Source organism: Aerococcus sp. Group 1 (assembly GCF_000193205.1).
GTDB classification, from domain to species: domain Bacteria; phylum Bacillota; class Bacilli; order Lactobacillales; family Aerococcaceae; genus Aerococcus; species Aerococcus urinae_A.
Window position 1 is genome coordinate 794762 of record NC_015278.1, and the last position, 16186, is coordinate 810947.

The window sequence follows — 16186 nt, forward strand, 5'->3', positions numbered from 1 at the left end:
GCGATGAAAGATAAAGAAAAGAATGTCCTAGACCAAGAAATCAAACGCATGGTGTATAAGGAACGCAATGAAAAAGTCGAAGACCAAGATAAGGAAGAAGATAAGCTTTCCAAACTACCCACAATTTTGGGCATACTGATGGGCCTATCAATAATCCTAGGGCTGGTCTTATCCTTGTTAGCTGTATTTAATGGTTGATATTTGTAGAGTGAAAGGATAGTTAAGATGAAAAAATTTATCACAGTGCTCTATGGCCATGCCCAATCTAGCACTGCACAGATTTCACAACATCAGGTCGCTAAGATAGCCAAAGATTTTGGCTTCAATGAACTGGCTATCCCTACCTTAAGCCATGGACGAGAAGGGGTGGCTGAGCGATCAATTCGGATAGAAGGTATCTTAGCAGGTGTTGAATCAGGTGACTTAGTGCTGGTGCAATTTCCAAGTTGGAATGAATTGGCCTTTGACCGGGCTTTAGTTAGTCAGTTAAAGCAAAGGAAAACACGACTAGCCCTCTTCGTTAACGATGTGCCTTTCTTAATGTTTGATAGCACGTCGTCGCTAATCCAAGAATATGTGGCAATCTTTAACCAGGCCGATTTACTTATCGTGCCAAGTGAGTCTTTGTATAAGCAATTAGTTAGCTATGGCGTCCAAGTTAACCGCTATGTAGTCCAAGAAATGTGGGACTATATCCAGCCTCTACAGCTTGACCAACCGAGATTTACGCGCCAGGTCCACTTTGCTGGAATTCCTGAGAAGTTTCGTTTGGAGAAAGAATGGCCCCTTGATTACCCCCTGACAGTATATGGCGAGGCTCCTGAGGAAAAGAACCACCCAGCTTTTAATTACCAGGGTTGGCTTCCACAAGAAGACTTGATGCGTCGCTTGTCAAAGGGCGGCTTTGGTTTAGTTTGGGGTGGCAGTGAAGGCCCTTGGCATGATTATTACCATTACAACTGTATTTATAAATTATCGACCTATCTGGCTGCGGGAATTCCAGTGATTATTCCAGAAGATATTGGTCAAAAAGACATAGTGGTTGGTAATGGGTTAGGGCTAGCTATCAACAGTCTCGATGAATTACCAGATTTATTAGAAAATTTTACCAAAGCAAACTATGATAAACTCCTAAAAAATGTGGCAGAGTTTAATCTCTTGATCAAGAATGGCTATTTCACACAAAAAGTACTGGTTGAAACAGTCCACCAGATGATAAGAAAAGATGGACAGAAGAGCCAGTACTTCAAGGGGCGACTCACTGTCTTTACCAACTCCCAGGAAATCGAAGCCATCGAAGAGCTAGTTCAAAATATGCCGGATTATGCTTTCCAAATTGCAGCACCGACGAACATGAGCCCCAAGCTTTTGCAGCTCAAGCAATATGCTAATTGCAGTCTCTATCCCTCTGCCGATCAGAGTCTATTTGATCGCTTAATTGAAGAGACAGATATTTACTTAGATATCAATTACCAGGAAGAAATTTCGGGGACTATCGAATCCTGTATTGCCCAAGAGCTACCGATTCTGGCTTTTGACAGTACCTGCCACCGTCCTGACTTGATTTCGAGACGACACATTCATTCTAAGGGTGATGTCCAGGGCCTGGCTTCCCATATTGACCGTCTCATGAAGGAAAAAGAATCAACAACAAGTTGTCGGGCTGCCATTTGTACAAATACCGACCAAATAGAACAGCTTGAAACTCTGATTGTCGGATGCCCTGAGATTAGCTTCCATATTGCTGCACCTACCTTGATGGGGGACCGGTTATTGGACATGAAGTCTTATAAGAATGTCATGCTCTACCCCCAGGCAGGTTCAGAAGAAATGGCGGACCTCTTAGCTGGAGCAGACCTCTATTTGGATATCAACCATTTTGCCGAAGTTGGCCATAGTGTTGAAACTGCCCATCGCCTGGGACTTGAAATCTTTACTTTTGCCGGCTTGGCCCACCAAGCTGACTTAGCAGGTCAGCATGTTTATAGCAGGAATCAGATTGAAGCGATGGTTGCGGATCTAAGAGACCTAGCTAAGAAAGTAGCGAAACAGGACGAGCAACTAAGTAGTTTCCAGCCTCACATTCTATCCATTGATGAAAGCTTAGATTACATCGAGGCCCATCAGCCTTCAGTGGCACGCTTTGGTGATGGCGAAATGGCTATTATTTCGGGCCTCAGTATCCACTACCAACACTACGATGCAAAATTAGCTGACCGGCTCAAAGAAATCCTAGGACGGACAAGTAATGAAGACTTTATCGTTTGCTTAGCCGATATCTTCACTGGTTGTGATTGTTATCAGAAACATTTTTATGATTTTTGGCAGGATAATTTGAGCATCTATAGAAAAACTTATGCCCGCTTATGTACAGCGGAGTGGTATGGGAATTCATTTATTTCAAGGCCTTATAGTGATTTAGTCGATAAAAGGCCGAGTGCTCGCTACTTCGAAAAATTAAAGGCCCTGTGGCAGGACCGCGACCTATTGATTGTTGAAGGTAAATATTCCCGTTCAGGGGTAGGAAATGATCTCTTCAAGGGGGCCAAGTCCATTCGGCGGGTTATTGCTCCACATAAAAATGCTTACAGTCAAATTGACCGAATCGAAGCTGCAATTTTGGATGAACATCAGGGAGCGCTAGTCCTTTTGATGTTAGGGCCAACAGCTAAGGTAATCGCCTATGACCTTTACCAAGAGCTTGATCAAGTTATTGACCTCGGCCATATTGACTCCGAATACGAGTGGTTTTTAATGGGGGCAGAGTCGAAAGTGAAACTGCCTGCCAAACACACTGCTGAACATAATTACGATGAAAACATTGCTGAAGCAGTCGACGCAGACTATCTTTCTGAAATTATTTTGGACTTAAGTGATGGAGGAGACCGATGAATCTACCTATATCGATTATTATTCCAATCTACAATGTGGAAAAATACCTTATCGAATGCTTAGAATCTGTGAGAAGGCAAACTTTTACAGACTTTGAAGTCATCATGGTCAATGATGGTTCCACTGATGCTTCAGCTGTTATTGCTGATAATTATTGTCAGAGAGATGAGCGCTTTAAATTGCTTCATCAGGAGAATCAAGGCGTATCTGTTGCACGAAATTTTGGAATTAGCCAGGCTAAGGGAGACTACATCTTTTTCTTAGATTCAGATGATAAGATTGTAGAAAATAGCTTGGACGTGATGTATCGACTCGCCCAAGCAAAAGATGCAGATATTGTGATGTCGTCACACATACATTTTAATAATCAAGGGGACATTATTCATAAACCCGCCGGGGATGTTGAAATGCTTATTTATAGTTCTGTAGAGGCTGTTGAAAGAATAGAATCACCCAAGTTATGGGACCCTTTTGTTACCGCCTGGGCTAAACTCATCAAAAAGGAAATTATAGCTAAGTATCTATTCCCGGTCGGAAAATACTATGAAGACCTAGCTGTTACCTATAAATGGTACCTAGAGGCAAATAAAATATGTTATATCAATATCGGCCTCTATTACTATCGATTGCATGATAGCTCCATTATGTCTACTGAATACACTAACTTACCTAAGCGTCTAGGTGATTACATCAGCCATTACCAAGAAAAAATTGACTGTATGGCAGAGTATGATGTCTATCTTCCAGCGACCCTCGCTCTCCACTTATCTAAGCTATACCAAAGTCGGACGGAGTATCAAGATTTCGAAGAAGATTCAAGAGAAGTTTGGAAAGAGGAATACCAGCGTTACTTTAGCTTTCAAGATTTCTCATATCATGCCTTTACTTTGACCTATTCAGCTGACTTGGAGCACGTTGAAGACTTAGCTCAAGCTCTCCCTGATCTTTGCATTCATATCGCAGCATATACTTCTGTAGCGCCAAACCTCATTGACCTAGCAGAAAGACTCGAAAACATCTTTATTCACCCCTTATCTCATAACGATCTAATTGAAGACCTACTAAACCAAGCCGACTTCTACCTAGATATCAATTATTATGACGAAGTCGATGATATCGTCAGTCGTGCTATCCAAAAGGGCCTTCCTGTTCTTGCATTTGAATCCACGGCCCATCGACCGGATTTAGTTGATGAGGAACAGATCTTTGCTACAGATGAAGTGAATGCTATGGTCGCTAAGATTAAATCCTTACTAAAAGAGAAGAATTCTCAACCAGAATAGTCTAACAGTTCACACTATGAATAATCCTTTAATGCCAGTCTTTCTCTCCAATGAGCAACTGGCTTTTTTTGTCAATCTTGATCGAAAATACAAAATTATTTTTAGAAAAACTGCCAGGTTCTCATTGAATTTACTTATTAGATATTTTATATTCTTAAGAGAGTAAAAATTAATATTACTTAGGTTAATTAATAATAGTTTTTATTACTATTAAATAACTTAATTAATAAAGATGAGAGGTTATTTATGCATATTAAAAGCGGGATTAGAAAACGAGCCATTATTACTACGATTTTAGCCTGTAGTTCCTGGGGACTAGGGGGTGTTTTGAGTCAGCATCTTATGCAGACCTATAATATGATGCCCCTGCAGCTGACCATGTACCGGATGTTAACAGCAGGGATTTCGATTTGTCTTTTCCTGGCTTATAAGAGGAAGTTACCCATAGAAAAGTTAAAAAATGATAAACGGTCTCTCTTACAAATCGCAATCTTTGGGATATGTGGGATTGTCTTTAATCAATTTTCTTATTTAATGACTATTCATTATAGTAATTCGGGTATGGCGACTATTCTTCAATTTATCGGGCCTATTTTTTTATTGGTTTATTATTGTTTGGTTGGGCGCCGCTGGCCGATTAGAAGGGAGATTGTGGCTCTCTTATTTACCATTATTGGGGTCTTTCTCTTGGTTACCCATGGTCAATTGGGCCACTTTGTTTTATCGACCGAAGCCTTTTTCTGGGGCCTGATGTCAGCTTTTGGCCTTGCACTCCTTAATGTTCTTCCTTTAAGGGTCATTGAACACTACGGATCCTTACCGGTTACGGGAATTGGTATGCTATTTGGGGGGATTTTCTTGATATTTTTTAATTTTGAGCACTTGGTCCCACCAGAACTTTCTCTCCACTTTTTAGCTTGGTTTACCTTAACCATTATTGTAGGGACCATTGTTCCTTATATTTTCTATCTTTCCAGTGTGACTTTTATTGGTCCCTTAGCTGCTTCTCTAATTGGATCGGTAGAGCCCCTAACAGCAACGATTTTATCGGTTATACTTCTAGGAGAAAGTTTTGCCTTGATTGATTACTTGGGTATGGCATTCATCTTGCTGACGGTCTTTCTAACCGCCCATGAATAAATTAGTTTTTGAAGTCTATAAAAAAGCATGGTTTAGCTTAAACTCAATTTCTAACAGGAATTGGGTTTAAAAGCAGACCATGCTTTTTTATTTATGATAGATAGTTTTTAAGATCCACTAGCAGCTTTTCTGCGACTTCTATACCATGGTCATAGGTGTCTTGTAAGCGTTGAGGATCGCGCTCTAACCGCTTAACTTCTAAAGGGTGACTTGGTTGAAGGATAAAAGCTTGGTTCTTCTTAGCTAAGGCTTCTACGTCACTGACTTCTTGATTGTACATAGCAGTTCTCTGCTCGATAGTTTCCACTAGCTGGGGATAGTTTTTACCATAAACAGCTTTAGCAAGAAAATTCTTCTTGTCTTCCTTGCGGTAGCCATAGGGTTGGGTTAAAACAATGACTAAACGGTCCACCCCTAGTGACTGCATGAACTGGTAGGGGATAGAATCGGCTATCCCGCCATCCAGGTACTTCCTCCCCTTAATGGGAACGATTTTTGAGACGAAGGGCATTGACCCACTGGCTCTGAGGACATCGATTTGTTCTTCGGCGTTTTCAATGAGCGGGTATTCGGCCTGACCGGTTTCCACATTGGTGACTACCGCATAGAAATCGGTGGGCGACTCTTCATAGCTTGCTTCATCAAAAGGGTCCAGTTCAAAGGGAACTTGCTGGTAGGCAAAGTCAGTAGAAACAATATTACCAGTTTTTAGCCAATTGCTGAGGCTGATATAGCGCTTGTCCTTAATGTATTTTTTATTATAGCGTAGGGCGCGGCCACTTTGCTGGGAGGGGTAGTTAACTCCATAGAGAGCGCCGGCTGAGACGCCTACAATTTGGTCAACTTGGATATCTTCTGCGAGAAAAATATCGAGGACCCCAGCAGAAAATAAGGCCCGCATACCGCCACCTTCAAGAACCAGTCCAATCGTCAAAATGACCACATTCCTTTCTAAAAATGAAGATAATTGTTCCTATTTTAACACAAGGTCGACTTATAAAGGTTCTATAATATTTGGTGTTGATGGGAGCCAACGGCTCTTCATTGGCACCATTTTTTGATACACAAAAAGCCATGGAAGGCCTATACTGAAAATACAATCCAAAACACAGAAAGGCGGATTCCATGACTCAATCTAATTGTATACAAAATCTCTTTAATATAAAAGATAAAAATATTGAAATTGAAGATAAAGTAGTGGAGGAAAAGAAAAATAATATCATTCATAAGGTTATTTTTGGAACCTTAACTAACCATCCTTCTCACTGTTCCCATTGCGGACATATCAACGAATCACAAGCTGATATCGTTAAAAATGGATTTTATTCAAGCGATATCTTACTAACGACCATTAATGGAGGTCAACCCGTTACTTTGCGTCTTAAAAAGCAACGTTTCTTTTGTAAGCACTGCCAAAGGACTTTTAATACTGAAACCCCCATAGTGGCAGCTAATTGCTATATTTCTAAACCGCTAAAAACTGCGATTACTTTTGCTCTTAGTGAAACGATAGCGATGACTCTTATCGGTAAACAACACAATGTTTCTGTATCGACGGTGATTCGTCTTCTAGAAGAAAGAGGGAAAGCATTACTACCTAAATTTAATTATTTGCCCCAGTGCCTTTCTTTTGATGAATTTAAATCAGTGAAAAATGTTAGTGGCGCGATGAGCTTTATTTTTATTGATCCCCTAAACCATCGGTTAATTGATATTGTTGAAAATCGACAAAAGAACGAATTAATCCACTACTTTATGCGTTTTTCTTACAAAAGTCGACAAGCTGTCAAAATAGTTACGATTGATATGTATAGCCCTTATATTGAAGTTATCCGCGCTTGTTTCCCTAATGCAAAGATACTATTTGATCGTTTTCACGTTATTCAACATCTTAATCTGGCAATCAACTCCGTACGTATTCAACTGATGAATCATATTCGCTATCAATCACCACGTGATTATCGCAAATTAAAACAGTTATGGAAGTTACCTTTAAAAAATGAATGGGAACTTGACTATAAAAACTTATATACACATCGACTTTTTGACGGTCTCGTTTCAGAACAGATGATTGTCGATTACCTCATCAATTTATCTCCCGAATTGTCACGTACCTATACCTATGTTAATCGCCTAAAATACAGTATTTATACCCATGACATTCAGTCATTTAAAGACTTACTCATTGAAGTCAAGAAGTACACTTTTCCACGTAGAGTACGAACTATTTTTCAAACCTTAGAAAGATATCAAGAAGGTATTTGTGAAGCTTTAACGTATACTTTGTCTAACGGTCCAATAGAAGGAATGAACAATAAAACGAAACTGATCAAGCGCACAGGTTATGGCTACCATCGTTTTGATCATTTAAGAATACGTATAATAATGGCTTCTCGCTTGGTATGTAATGATTTCCAACCTCGTTCACTCACTTTTTCAGAAGCAGCATAATCTTTGTGGTATTTATTCATTATTTATAATATTGCTTTCTCACTCTCTGTCTTCGCCTACGGCGAAAAAATAAGAAACAAGAGGCCTTTTAATCGTACCCTTTTTCACCTATCAGAAGCTATTAAAAAATGCCATACCATTTCTGATATGACATTAATTATAAAAATTCCTATCAACACTATTTGACAGAGAACCCTTATAAATGGCTAGAATGTCTTGAACTTAAAAATAAAAAACAGTTTATCCGCCATGAGTTGGTGTTCTAGTTAGGGGAGTTACTCATGACTAAATAAGCTGTTTTACTTCACTAAATTAGATGACATAGTCTCCAATACGGTTCCAATTTTTATCGTGCAAGATAATCCGCGCTGGCATCCCCACAGCAGTAGCATAGGGTGGGACATCCTCTAAGACAACTGCATTGGCTCCAATTTTACTGTGGTGACCAATGGTAATATTGCCCAAGAGTTTAGCGCCTGCACCGATTTCCACATGGTCTTGGATCGTGGGGTGGCGTTTACAACCTTTTTCATTACCAACCCCACCCAGGGTGACTCCATGGAAGAGTTTGACATTGTCACTAATAATGGCGGTTTCGCCTATGACTACTCCCATGCCATGGTCAATAAAGACCGTATCGCTGAGTTTGGCTCCTGGGTGAATTTCAATCCCCGTTTCTTTTCTAGCTTCTTCAGCTAATTGGCGAGCGAGATAGTAGTCTCCGTTATTGTAATAGTGATGGGCCTGTTCGTGGGCCCGGAGCGCCTTAATACTGGGGTAGAGGTCATAGACTTCTTGCCAGGAATGGGCAGCAGGGTCATTATCATAGATAATCTTAGACAAACGTACCCATTTATTCTCACTCGCGTCAAACTCTCTTCTGGCTTCTTCAGCCAATTGGGGCAAGGCCATCCCTGGTACCGATTGGGATTGGATCTTGATCGTTTTTCGCTCCATATCAGAGGGCTGAGTATCTTGATCTTTCTCCTTACTCCTCGTCATTTGAGAATGCTCCGGTAGAGAGGTAACGTTCTCCTGTATCTGGGAGGACAGTTACGACATGTTTGCCAGGGCCAAGTTCTTTAGCGAGACGTTTTGCGGAAACATAGTTACCACCTGAAGAGAAACCAGCTAGGATACCGTATTCATGGGCTAAATGGACAGCCCCTTGGATAGCATCTTCGTTGGAGATGATGTCCACTTTGTCAAGGACATTTTGGTCTAAGATCTTAGGAATAAAGTTAGCCCCAATCCCTTGAATCTTGTGTGATCCAGCTTTACCTTCGTTTAATAGTGGGGAGCCTTCTGGTTCAACACCCCAAACAACGGTGTTTTTGTCATGGGCTTTTAAGGTTTTACCTACACCAGTAACGGTACCACCCGTACCAATACCTGCGACAAAGCCATCAACTTGGTCTAAGTCGGCTAAGATTTCTTTAGCTGTGGTTTCTTCATGGGCTTGGACGTTTTCTTGGCGGACAAATTGGCCAAAGATAGGAGCGTTCTTTTCTTTAGCGATTTCTTCAGCCTTTTCGCCGGCACCTTTCATCCCTTCAGAACCAGGGGTTAGGACCAGTTCAGCACCGTAAGCTTTGATTAAGTTACGACGTTCAAGAGACATGGTTTCTGGCATCACGATAATAACATGCAGGCCATAAGCAGCCCCTAACATAGAGAGGGCAACCCCGGTATTCCCTGAGGTTGATTCAACAATGGTTCCGCCTTTTTCTAATTCGCCAGAGTCGAGTAGGCTCTTGAGAATATATTTAACCGGACGGTCTTTTACTGAACCACCTGGGTTACGGGATTCTAACTTTACATAGATGTCAGCAGAATCCTTGTCTTCATGTGCTAATTTAACGATTGGTGTATTACCAATTACTTCAGAAATATTATTATATACCATTTTAAAATTCCTCCTTAAGCTGTGCTTAGAAAGCTGAGTTGTTACTTACTTTTTGTTAGCAAGTAGCTATTACTATTATAACGCATAATGAAAAAACTGCAAAGCGATCACCTTGAAAATGGCAAATAAATTAACAATCACCACTGATCGCTTGTTTAAGCCAGCAAAAAATCCCCTTAGCATTAGAAAAGGGGATTGAATCAATGGATAAGTATTATTGGTGCGACCGATGACTAAAATCTTGGTAAGGAATTTGACGGGCTAGACACCAGTCTCTGACCGAACCGGCTATGACTAAGTCCGTCTTTTCAAGGTCGCTAAGCTTTTGGCTATTGGTGAGGGTCATAAGCAAACGAACTTGATTCTTGAATTCTTCCACCCAGTCAATGGTTTCTTGGACCCCGTGGTTGAGGACTAAGTGGAGGAATTGTCCGCTCATGCCAACTGCCTTTACGCCCAGAGCCAGGGAGATAAGCACATGGAGCGGAGTTTTCACTCCCCCAGAAGCGATTAAGTCGACTTGATTCTTGAAAGCTTGGGCTTCAAGTAAGGAGATAGCTGTGCTTTGGCCCCACTGGGTCATATAGTCCATATCCTTGTGACTGCGCCGTTCATTTTCGATCGCGATAAAATTGGTTCCGCCTTGGCCGCTGACATCAATGGTTTGAACACCTAAGTCAAGGAGCTCTTCAATTGTTTCCCGGCTCATGCCAAAGCCAACTTCCTTGACCATGACAGGACGGTCAACCCCTTCAACAATGGCTTGGATGTTGTCCTTTACCGCTTGAAAATGACGGTCACCTTCTGGCATGGCTAATTCTTGAGGCGTGTTTAAATGAATGGCCAGGGCATTAGCATCGGTAATTTCTAGGGCCTTTTTTGCCCCCTCTAAGCCATGGTTCATACCGACATTAGCAATAATAAAGCCTTGGGGATTGGTCTGGCGGACAATTTGAAAACTATCAGCCGTCTGGGGGTTTTTAATGGCTTGGGAGACCGAACCAGTGGCCATCATTAGCCCTGTTTCCCGAGCAACCGTGGCAAATTTCTCATTAATGGCCTTGGTCCATTCGCTCCCACCAGTCATGGCATTGATAAAGAAAGGAAAGGGAAATTCCTGGCCAAAGACCTGGGTATCGAGTTGAACTTGATCAGCGTCAATATGAGGCAGGGAATGGTGGACAAAGCGGATGGCATCAAAGTCAGTGGGGCTTTGATTATACTGCCAATCAGCAAGTTTAATGTGATCATCTTTACGATTCTTCATGGAATTCTCCTTTAAATTTCAGATTGGAATGATTAATGAGGCCATTCCAAGCTGGATAGTTTACCTGTGGTTATTACTGGATAAAACTCGGGCAAGGGGCTAGGTCCAGTTGGTGGATACCGGCTTGACGCCATGCTTTTTCGATCCGCTGGCTAGTTCTTAGATCTGGGCTAAAGGCCAGGGCACAGTCACCACCGCCAGCCCCAGATACCTTAGCGCTTGCTCCTGCCTCTCTAGCCAGATCAACTGCAGTCTTTAAAGCAGGGGTTAAATAAGGTTTTTGCCGGTGCTTGGTATAGTTGTATAACAGGTTACTATTATAAGTTAGGGCCTTGTTAAAGACAAACCAGTCCTGGTCGATAATGGCTTGGCGAATCAGGATGACACATTGTTGACTGGCATAGCGAAAGTGACGTTCACTAAGGGAATAATCTTGGTCAGCTGTTTTTTTACTTGAGCCATTAGCTAGCATAGCTTCTGTAGAAGAGGGGGTTTCAGTCCAAGCAACATGGAGTTTCCAGTCTTTTGCTAGGGTTAATGGTTCGATAAGCAGGCCGTCCCAATGCATTTGGCTTAAGTCGACCAGGGTCAGTCGTTCATGCTTTAGGGTCTCCCTCAGCCAAGTATGGTCGAAATTTTGATAGTAAATGCATCCTCCAAAAGCAGCGGCTGCTAAATCACCAAAGGAGCCTTTCAAGTCCATTTTAATTTGAGCAATAGCTCCTAGTTGGTAGAGCAAGTAGGCAAAGGCTTTCTGTGAATGGCCTTGATTCACTTGGTAGAGCTTAAGAATAGCTTCCAAGATGGCAATGCTGACGGCAGCACTGGACCCTAGGCCATATTTTTTGCCTTCTGGACTATCCAGGTCACTGGTAATTTTGATGTCAATCGCCTGAAAAGGAGCTTCAGCTTGACCACTTTGCCTTAAATACTGGTAGGCTGTCTGGATTAAGGTTTTTACCAGTAAGAATTGACTAGGAATCCCTGAAATCTCACCGGCCTCATCCACATGCCAGGTATAAGTTTCCTGGGCTTGGTTGGTGCTTAAGCGGGACTCGGCTTGGTCTAGTGGGTTTAATTCAACTGTAACATAGGCATCAACCGCTACTAATAAAGCCCCTTGAAAGGAGTGGACGATGGCATATTCACCAGCCACATATAACTTACCTGGGCGTTTACTAACAATGGTTTGCATTTACAATTCCTCCTGTGAATCATCGGGATCATGGGGCGGATTTGATAGTCTAAAAAAGCCGAGGGGAGCAGAGTGGTTAAAGATTTCTTCTAACTCCTCTTGTAAAGTTAATTTTTGTTTAGCTAAACGCTTCATGAATTCTTCCTGGCTATCCAGGTTTTCTTCATTCCATTCTTCATTGAGCAGTTCTAACTTGTCTTCGTCAGAACTTTGTTCTTGGCTTAATGAAAGCTCGGGCTCTGGACCAGGAAGTGGTTGTGAGAATTTCTCTAAGTATTGGATGCCAGCTCCAGGCCGGCTAGCGATGAGCCGGTCAGCGCCAAATTCTGGGGCCAAGGCATCAATAATGGCTTGAGACTGGGAGTAGGGGCAGAGAATCTTCACATTAGGGCCAGCGTCCATGGTGAAGTAGGCCTTATAACCTTGGCGACGGAGGGCCTTTACCGCATCAATGGCCTTGAGTGATTCGGCTTCTAAATAAGTAAAGGCTGGATCAGCGGATAGGGTGGTGGCATGCATCAACATAGCATGGTTTTCGGCAATTTCTCCCATCCGGTCCAGGTCACGAGCCTTAATGGCCGCTTTCATTTCCAGAAGTTTTTCTTCACTGACTTGGGGCCACAATTGGTAGAAAGGCGAGGTCTCTACTGTGTGTTTCATCCCTCGCCTCGAACTGATGGACTTCTTTTTAGTGTTTAAGGCCAAAACTACCATCCCCACGTCCCAATTAGCATCATCAAAGGGGGCAGCTTGGGAATCCTGGTCGCCAGTCCCCTTATCCCATTCAACAAATCCACCAAAAATACTCCGGGTGGCTGAACCTGATCCACGCCGAGCTAAGCGAGATAATGAAACTGGGTCAAGATTTAAATGGAGGGCTTGGTTGCAGGCTCCTGCTAGAGCAGCAAAGGCAGAAGCTGATGAGGCTAAACCCGCGGCAGTCGGGACATGGTTATAGGAAATGACCTCACAGGCTAAATCAACCTGGGCAATTTGACGGAAAAGATCCACAAAGCGGCTAATCTTTTCTACCTCACTGTTATCTTGCCATTCGCCATCGAGTTGGAAGCAGTCTTCGACAATATCTTTGGAGAAGCGGACTTGGGTCTCTGAATAAAAACGATCCAGGGTTAAGGATAAGTTACTATTCATCGGTAAGATTAAATCATCATCACGTTTTCCCCAATACTTAATCAGGGCGATATTGGTATGGGCTCGGCAAATACCACGATATTTTTCCATAGTTTACTCCTTTTCACTTATATTTGATTCACTGGAAAAAGGCATTAACCAGCTTTGACAGGCAGTTGGGCTATCACTTAAAGCCTCAATCAGTTTATCACCAGCTTGACGGTTAGGAAGGAGGGCATAGTAGCAACCGCCACCCCCGCCTCCAGTTAACTTGGCGGCCACGGCTCCGTGTTGAAGCATGTAGTCAATTCCCCAGCTCAATTCTGGGCTAGACACCTGGAGAGCAGCCAGGTCATGTTGGGCCGCATTAATTAAAGCAGCCAGTTTCTCTAAGGAAGGCTGCGGTGCTTTTAAGGCCTGGGTCAGGTCGGTAGTTAAAAGTCCCAGATGTTTAATGGTTTTTTTGGTAGCAATCTGCCGGCTAGCAAAGGGGCTTTCATAGGCATCCCGAACATTTTTCACGGTTTGCTTGGTGTTTCCTGAGATACCCGTGTCAGCGATCACTAGCCAATAGGGGGTATGGAAATGAAAGGGCTCGGCTACTTCCCCTTTTTTAAAGAAGAGAGGCTGGTTAAGGGCGGTTACCCGGGCATCAAGGCCACTGGGCGTCCCATGACTAATGGTCTCCGCAAAGTCAGCATATTCCAGGAGGACCTCATTGGACAGGTCTTGGCCTAAATAATTGAAAAAGGCTCGGATAAAGGCTACGGATAAGGCCGCTGAGCTTCCTAAGCCGCGTTCGACTGGGATATTACTCTTTATTTTAATAAGAAAATGGTCATGATTGGATAAAAAATCATGGCGGAGGCGGTTAAAGAGACCTACCAAGGCATCCAACTTCTTGGGAGCTTCTTCCACTGGTCCTTCATAGATATCACTAAATAAATAGGAATAGTTGCCCGCAGGTTCTAGGTTGACTTGAATAGTCACCGCTTGAAAAGGCAGGGCAATCGATGGCTGGCCATAGACCACACTGTGCTCTCCCATTAATATTAATTTTCCATGTGATTTGCCGCAAATTTCGCGCATGTTTTTCCCTCGTTTCCGCCGTTTCTAATAGCCTTATCATACAATAAAAGCCCTAATTATAACAACTTGGAATTATCCTCCACAGCATTTTAATAAATAATTTATAAAAAGACAAACCCGTTAAAGGATTTCTTTTTGCATCGGTTAAATTGATAGAAAAAGGAATAAATCCGAATTAAAGGAAAGGAATACTAGAATTAAGTGCGCGTTTTTGATAAAATGAGAAAGAAATTATAAGGGAAGTGAGTGATAACTTAGGATGAAAGCCTTAAAGGACCTAGAAAAGATCATCGTTCTTGACTACGGCAGTCAGTACAACCAACTGATTACCCGCCGTATTCGTGAACTGGGAGTCTATTCTGAATTACAATCTCACCGGCAAACTGCTCAAGAAATTAAAGACCAGGGGCAGGTGAAGGGAATCATTCTTTCGGGAGGACCTAACTCAGTCTATGAAGAAGGCTCCTTCGATATTGACGAGGAAATTTTTAACTTAGGAATACCAGTTTTAGGCATTTGTTATGGGATGCAATTAATCACTAAGAAATTCGGTGGTGTGGTTGAAGCCTCTGACAAACGCGAATATGGTCAACAAGAAATGACCATTCAAAAGACCGATTCAAAAATCTTTAAAGATTTAGCTGAAAAAGAAACCGTCTTAATGAGTCACGGCGACCGTATTGCTGAGATCCCTGAAGGTTTTGAAATCACAGGTGTGGCCCCTCACAGCCCAGCTGCTGCTTTTGAAAACGAAGAAGCCCAAGTTTATGGTTTCCAATACCATCCTGAGGTACGCTCATCCATCCATGGCCAACAAATGTTGAAGAACTTTGTCTATGAGATTTGTGGTTGCCAGGGAGACTGGACCATGGCTGACTTTATTGACATGCAAATTAATAGCATTCGTGACCGTGTTGGTGATAAGAAAGTTCTTCTCGGCCTCTCCGGTGGGGTAGACTCTTCCGTGGTTGGTGTCCTCTTACAAAAAGCTATCGGCGACCAATTGACCTGTATCTTTGTTGACCACGGATTACTCCGTAAAGGCGAAGCTGACCAAGTGATGGAAACTCTAGGTGGCAAATTTGGCTTAAACATTATCAAAGCCGATGCCCAAGAACGCTTCTTAGGGAAATTAGCTGGCGTTTCCGATCCTGAAAGCAAGCGTAAAATCATCGGTCATGAATTTGTGGCTGTCTTCGATGATGAAGCAACCAAGTTAGATGGGATGGATTTCTTGGCTCAAGGGACCCTATATACAGACGTGATTGAATCAGGGACCGAAACCGCTGAAACCATCAAGTCCCACCACAATGTTGGGGGATTACCTGAAGACATGCAATTTGAACTCATCGAGCCCCTCAACACCTTATTTAAGGATGAAGTGCGCGCTGTGGGAACGGAATTAGGCATGCCAGATAACATTGTTTGGCGCCAACCCTTCCCAGGTCCTGGTTTAGCCATCCGTGTGATTGGCGAAGTCACCAAGGAAAAACTTCACATTGTTCGTGAATCAGACACCATTCTTCGTGAAGAAATCGCTAATGCTGGCCTCGACCGCGAGATTTGGCAATACTTCACCGTTCTCCCTGGCTTTAAGTCAGTTGGGGTGATGGGCGACAAACGGACCTATGAATACACCATTGCTATCCGTGCAATTACCTCAGTGGATGGGATGACCGCCGATTGGGCGCGGATTCCATATGATGTCCTTGACCACATCAGCCGTCGCATTGTTAATGAAGTCGATGGCATTAACCGCGTGGTCTTAGACGTTACTTCTAAACCGCCAGCCACCGTGGAATGGGAATAGATTAATATTGATATTAAAAAGC

Annotated in this window: 12 protein-coding genes and 1 pseudogene; 6 read left to right on the forward strand and 7 right to left on the reverse strand. The window is 42.7% G+C overall.

From position 1 onward, the window contains the following. Positions 1-3: 3 nt before the first annotated feature. The 4 genes from HMPREF9243_RS03685 to HMPREF9243_RS03700 all read left to right on the forward strand — a co-directional run bounded on the left by HMPREF9243_RS03685 (position 4) and on the right by HMPREF9243_RS03700 (position 5315). Positions 4-198 carry a hypothetical protein gene (locus tag HMPREF9243_RS03685; protein WP_013669590.1) on the forward strand — a complete coding sequence of 65 codons (195 nt, stop codon included), beginning with the start codon at positions 4-6 and terminating at the stop codon, positions 196-198. Between the two features lie 27 nt (positions 199-225). Next, a complete protein-coding gene (locus HMPREF9243_RS09820; protein ID WP_013668827.1) occupies positions 226-2892 on the forward strand; it encodes an SP_1767 family glycosyltransferase in 2667 nt (888 codons plus the stop codon). After that, the gene (locus HMPREF9243_RS09825) at positions 2889-4175 is read left to right on the forward strand and encodes a glycosyltransferase (protein WP_013668952.1); all 1287 of its coding nucleotides are present in this window, start codon (positions 2889-2891) and stop codon (positions 4173-4175) included. Before HMPREF9243_RS09820 ends, HMPREF9243_RS09825 begins: the two co-directional genes overlap by 4 nt. A gap of 246 nt (positions 4176-4421) precedes the next feature. Next, complete coding sequence (locus HMPREF9243_RS03700; RefSeq protein ID WP_013669976.1) at positions 4422-5315, forward strand: DMT family transporter; 894 nt, start codon at positions 4422-4424, stop codon at positions 5313-5315. 91 nt (positions 5316-5406) lie between these two features. Here HMPREF9243_RS03700 and HMPREF9243_RS03705 read toward each other — a convergent pair whose 3' ends face one another. Continuing rightward, on the reverse strand, positions 5407-6258 hold the full coding sequence (locus HMPREF9243_RS03705) for a patatin family protein (protein ID WP_315861763.1): 852 nt from the start codon (positions 6256-6258) through the stop codon (positions 5407-5409). A gap of 182 nt (positions 6259-6440) precedes the next feature. Here HMPREF9243_RS03705 and HMPREF9243_RS03710 point away from each other — a divergent pair, with 182 nt between their 5' ends. Further along, positions 6441-7766: an ISL3 family transposase gene (locus HMPREF9243_RS03710; protein ID WP_013669378.1), complete on the forward strand. Its 1326-nt coding sequence runs from the start codon at positions 6441-6443 to the stop codon at positions 7764-7766. Positions 7767-8078: 312 nt separating this feature from the next. Here HMPREF9243_RS03710 and epsC read toward each other — a convergent pair whose 3' ends face one another. The 6 genes and pseudogenes from epsC to mvk form a co-directional block, all read right to left on the reverse strand. Further along, a complete protein-coding gene (epsC, locus tag HMPREF9243_RS03715; RefSeq protein WP_013669373.1) occupies positions 8079-8768 on the reverse strand; it encodes a serine O-acetyltransferase EpsC in 690 nt (229 codons plus the stop codon). Then, positions 8755-9672, reverse strand: a complete 918-nt coding sequence (gene cysK, locus HMPREF9243_RS03720) for a cysteine synthase A (RefSeq protein ID WP_013668590.1) — start codon at positions 9670-9672, stop codon at positions 8755-8757. The genes epsC and cysK overlap by 14 nt, the downstream gene beginning before the upstream one ends. Positions 9673-9886: 214 nt before the next feature. Further along, entirely contained in the window at positions 9887-10939 is a 1053-nt protein-coding gene (gene fni, locus HMPREF9243_RS03725) for a type 2 isopentenyl-diphosphate Delta-isomerase (RefSeq protein ID WP_013669149.1), read from the reverse strand. A 73-nt stretch (positions 10940-11012) separates the two neighbouring features. After that, complete coding sequence (locus HMPREF9243_RS03730; protein ID WP_013670117.1) at positions 11013-12134, reverse strand: phosphomevalonate kinase; 1122 nt, start codon at positions 12132-12134, stop codon at positions 11013-11015. Between the two features lie 264 nt (positions 12135-12398). Beyond that, positions 12399-13376 (reverse strand): annotated as a pseudogene (gene mvaD / locus HMPREF9243_RS03735) (diphosphomevalonate decarboxylase); the annotation flags it as partial. Between the two features lie 3 nt (positions 13377-13379). Next, positions 13380-14354 carry a mevalonate kinase gene (gene mvk, locus HMPREF9243_RS03740; protein WP_013668729.1) on the reverse strand — a complete coding sequence of 325 codons (975 nt, stop codon included), beginning with the start codon at positions 14352-14354 and terminating at the stop codon, positions 13380-13382. Between the two features lie 259 nt (positions 14355-14613). Here mvk and guaA point away from each other — a divergent pair, with 259 nt between their 5' ends. Continuing rightward, positions 14614-16164: a glutamine-hydrolyzing GMP synthase gene (guaA, locus tag HMPREF9243_RS03745; RefSeq protein WP_013669716.1), complete on the forward strand. Its 1551-nt coding sequence runs from the start codon at positions 14614-14616 to the stop codon at positions 16162-16164. Positions 16165-16186: the final 22 nt, after the last annotated feature.

Excerpts from the sequence above, each read along its gene's own strand:
- HMPREF9243_RS03685 (WP_013669590.1), top strand. The coding sequence starts at position 4 with ATGAAAGATAAAGAAAAGAATGTCCTAGACCAAGAAATCAAACGCATG.
- HMPREF9243_RS09820 (WP_013668827.1), top strand. The coding sequence starts at position 226 with ATGAAAAAATTTATCACAGTGCTCTATGGCCATGCCCAATCTAGCACT.
- HMPREF9243_RS09825 (WP_013668952.1), top strand. The coding sequence starts at position 2,889 with ATGAATCTACCTATATCGATTATTATTCCAATCTACAATGTGGAAAAA.
- HMPREF9243_RS03700 (WP_013669976.1), top strand. The coding sequence starts at position 4,422 with ATGCATATTAAAAGCGGGATTAGAAAACGAGCCATTATTACTACGATT.
- HMPREF9243_RS03710 (WP_013669378.1), top strand. The coding sequence starts at position 6,441 with ATGACTCAATCTAATTGTATACAAAATCTCTTTAATATAAAAGATAAA.
- epsC (WP_013669373.1), bottom strand. The coding sequence starts at position 8,768 with ATGACGAGGAGTAAGGAGAAAGATCAAGATACTCAGCCCTCTGATATG.
- cysK (WP_013668590.1), bottom strand. The coding sequence starts at position 9,672 with ATGGTATATAATAATATTTCTGAAGTAATTGGTAATACACCAATCGTT.
- fni (WP_013669149.1), bottom strand. The coding sequence starts at position 10,939 with ATGAAGAATCGTAAAGATGATCACATTAAACTTGCTGATTGGCAGTAT.
- HMPREF9243_RS03730 (WP_013670117.1), bottom strand. The coding sequence starts at position 12,134 with ATGCAAACCATTGTTAGTAAACGCCCAGGTAAGTTATATGTGGCTGGT.
- mvk (WP_013668729.1), bottom strand. The coding sequence starts at position 14,354 with ATGCGCGAAATTTGCGGCAAATCACATGGAAAATTAATATTAATGGGA.
- guaA (WP_013669716.1), top strand. The coding sequence starts at position 14,614 with ATGAAAGCCTTAAAGGACCTAGAAAAGATCATCGTTCTTGACTACGGC.